This window comes from Cytobacillus sp., from assembly GCF_964223445.1.
Classification (GTDB): Bacteria; Bacillota; Bacilli; order Bacillales; family Cytobacillaceae; genus Cytobacillus.
Genome location: NZ_CAXQGS010000039.1, coordinates 1 through 3,117 on the forward strand (window position 1 = coordinate 1; position 3,117 = coordinate 3,117).

The window sequence follows — 3,117 nt, forward strand, 5'->3', positions numbered from 1 at the left end:
TTCCGGCAGACTGCCGCTCCGATTCCTGCATCGTCGCTGACGCCTGTGATCAATGCAATTCTTTTTGATTTTGCCACCCTAATGCCTCCTTTTGTATAAACCTTACACTCATTTCCCCATTTAACAGATATTGAAGGCTATATTCATCCAGTTCAGACATTTCCCGGGAAATAACCCGTACCTAAAAGTGTTTGCTGATTTCTCGTTTAGTCTAATCTTTTTTGCCAGCTTCCTTTATCGGTACTAACTAAATGACACTTAGTTAATCTTCTATCTTAATTTCGAAACTCTCCTCTAATACTTTTTCACCATCCATATTTTCTTCGAAGATATTTACAGTTGCTTGATTGCTGCTTATCCAGTTCACTTCAAAATCCTCTGAAATAAACATCCCCTTAGGATCGTATTGGACGAAATCTTCCAAAACCCCACCATTCTCCCCGTAATATATTCGGACCACTACATCATTCCGTTCATCATCTAAATCGGGCTCACGCTGTTCACTCCCTAAGACCACTTCCCTTAATTCAATCATATGGGCTTTGTCTGGAGATTCTCTGGAAGCAAAGATAAAGCTTCCGAGTTCCTTGCTGTTTTGATTGGACACCTTTGTATCTTGTGCCCTCTCTGCATCCACTGTTTTTCCGGTTTTTTGAATTTCCTCATGCAAAAATGTCGTAGTTATCGGCCAGCTCGAACTTGTATTTGCTTCAGGAGGCGCCATCAGCTCTGAAAGCAGGAGTGATTCTGCAAAAACCAGCCCGCTCACAACAACTCCCGTTCCTAAAAACATCAATACAAGCCTGCGGGTTACAGATGTGCCGGAAAACTTATTTGACGAAATAGGAATATGGGAAGAAATCAATTTTTCAAATCTCTCCCTATCTTCTTTTGAAGCAAAAAAGCGTTCGGGGATCACCATTGCCTTGTTTTTAGAAACGTATAAGCGGTACATTTTTTTATTTTTATGTGCAGAGTGAATAGTCTCCCATTCGAAAAGGGCACTCGTATGTTCCGTAGTTTGTAAAATCCCATCCTCCGTTAGCTGGAATTGGAATTCTTTTTGAAGGAGATTATCGCTTACATACTCCCGTTTTGAGCGAAGACGAAACAGGATAATAAGCAATCCTATCGCTAAAGCAGACGATCCTAGCGAAATAAATAAGTTTATCAACCATTCACTTGGATCAAAGAAAGTCAGCGCAAACGATGACAAAAACACGATAAACCAAAAGTAGAGAAGGTAAAATTTTCTCAAGTGGTAAAATTGGTGTTTCTGAAATTCATTCAACTTTAAAGTACCACGAATAATAAGCTCGTTATTGGATTGCATGGGTATCCCCCTTTAATCATCGTTCAGCTATAATACCATATCCCACGAATAACTCTCCATTTATATCCAAATTTGGTTACTATCTTTCGAAAATTTTGATATAGTTCTTTAACAGGCGTTTATTTCTTAGGCTAAGCACTTGGAACACTGGCCCATTTACAGTCATTCAGGAGAAATGAAAAACTCCGCCTACCGTAGTTTTTGCAAGGAAGGTGAAGCTAATGAAGCTCGATCGATTGATGTACCTGACAGTTCACATAATGACACCGGGAATTTTATTGACAGTAGGCTTGCTTTGGGGACATTTTATTAGTACCAAACCAATCGCCACAAACGTGATGGATAACCTTGCAGTCATTGCCATTTACTATGTAATTTCAAGTATTATTTGGATGCTAAACATGAGCACCATCCGCAATATTGCGGAATCTGGGCGGCGGCGATAATGCCGTACCAAACTCAGCCCACCCGGTCCGGCGCAAATAAAAAAATCGGCCACTCTATAAACAATTAGAGTGGCCGATTTTCTTTCTATTGATCTATTAAAGCACAGTCATGCCCCATGCAAAAAAGAGATGCATATGTTCACTAAATCCCTTTTGCCTCAAAACGCTTCAAATCATTGCGATGCCCCATGGCGACGAGCACATCATCCAGCTTCACCTGGTCATCCGGCATCGGTGCGACGTTCACTTCGTCTCCCCGTTTGATGGCCAAGATCGTGCATTGGTATTTTGCCCGGATATTCAACTCCAGCAAACTTTGGTCCATCAGTTTTTCAGAGGCTACCAATTCCACAATGCTGTAATCTTCCGATAGATCGATATAGTCCACGACTTTTTCCGAATCCATATGATGGGCGATGCGGATGCCCATTTCTTTTTCCGGCTGGATGACGCGGTCCGCGCCGACTTTTTCGAGAATCATTTGGTGCTGCAGGTCTTTCGCTTTGACCCAGACGAGCGGAATGCCGATTTCCTTGAGCATCAAGGTGCATAAGACGCTCGTCTGCAAATTCTCGCCGATCGCTACGACCGCATGTTCAAAATTCCGGACGCCAAGGTCCCTCATGCTTGCTTCATCTGTCGCATTCGCTACGGCTGCATGCGAGGAGAAGTTGCGCATCATGTCCACTCGTTCCGGGGAAGAATCGATGGCCAAGACATCGTGGCCCAGCTTGAACAGCTCTTTGCAGATACTGCTGCCAAACCTGCCAAGGCCGATTACGATAAATTGTTTCTTCACGTTAGTTCCTCATTTCCATCACAACCTGGCCAAAACGACGCCGCCTGCCAGTGCCGATTGCGGCCCTTCGGATAGCTTCTCCATGGTTATGTTCAATTGACTAAAATCTACATCTGTTGAGTTGTATTGTCAATATTAACAAATAAGTAGTTTCCTCGCTCTGCCCCTCAGCAGCCATAAAAAAAACACCCTTTCCCTTTGCTCAAGACGAGGGGAAACAGCGTTTTCGGACCGCGGCCAATATGTTATTCATGCAAAAACGTTCAGGCTTACTAAATGCCCTTCACTTTCAGCTACATCTCCGTTTTAATGGCCATTTAGCCAAACTTTTTTCATTCTGCCATTAGCCTTGCAGGTCTCCTTGCATACTGGCTATTTTGTCGTTCAAGCATTCAATCAAATAAAACATCAACCGTTTGCTGCCGCTAAACTGTTGCGGATATTTCCATAATTGCTGGAAAACTTCTGTCAGGACGCGCTCGCAAACCGCTTGGTCATTAAATTTCCGATAGCTGACTTTCCATAATAATAGATAGTAT

Annotated in this window: 3 protein-coding genes and 1 pseudogene; 1 reads left to right on the forward strand and 3 read right to left on the reverse strand. The window is 42.9% G+C overall.

The window, feature by feature from the left end:
* Nucleotides 1–262: 262 nt before the first annotated feature.
* Nucleotides 263–1,333, reverse strand: a complete 1,071-nt coding sequence (locus tag ACEQ1T_RS06105) for a YcxB family protein (RefSeq protein WP_370222093.1) — start codon at nt 1,331–1,333, stop codon at nt 263–265.
* Nucleotides 1,334–1,554: 221 nt separating this feature from the next.
* Here ACEQ1T_RS06105 and ACEQ1T_RS06110 point away from each other — a divergent pair, with 221 nt between their 5' ends.
* Nucleotides 1,555–1,779, forward strand: coding sequence for a hypothetical protein (locus tag ACEQ1T_RS06110; RefSeq protein ID WP_370222095.1), 225 nt, complete (start codon nt 1,555–1,557; stop codon nt 1,777–1,779).
* A 142-nt stretch (nt 1,780–1,921) separates the two neighbouring features.
* Here ACEQ1T_RS06110 and ACEQ1T_RS06115 read toward each other — a convergent pair whose 3' ends face one another.
* Together ACEQ1T_RS06115 and ACEQ1T_RS06120 are read right to left on the reverse strand one after the other, a co-directional pair.
* The gene (locus tag ACEQ1T_RS06115) at nt 1,922–2,578 is read right to left on the reverse strand and encodes a TrkA family potassium uptake protein (RefSeq protein WP_370222096.1); all 657 of its coding nucleotides are present in this window, start codon (nt 2,576–2,578) and stop codon (nt 1,922–1,924) included.
* Nucleotides 2,579–2,921: 343 nt separating this feature from the next.
* A pseudogene (locus ACEQ1T_RS06120) lies at nt 2,922–3,117 on the reverse strand (hypothetical protein); the annotation flags it as partial.

What these genes read in the sequence shown, in the direction of transcription:
- ACEQ1T_RS06105 (WP_370222093.1), bottom strand. Translation starts at nt 1,333, where the DNA reads ATGCAATCCAATAACGAGCTTATTATTCGTGGTACTTTAAAGTTGAAT.
- ACEQ1T_RS06110 (WP_370222095.1), top strand. Translation starts at nt 1,555, where the DNA reads ATGAAGCTCGATCGATTGATGTACCTGACAGTTCACATAATGACACCG.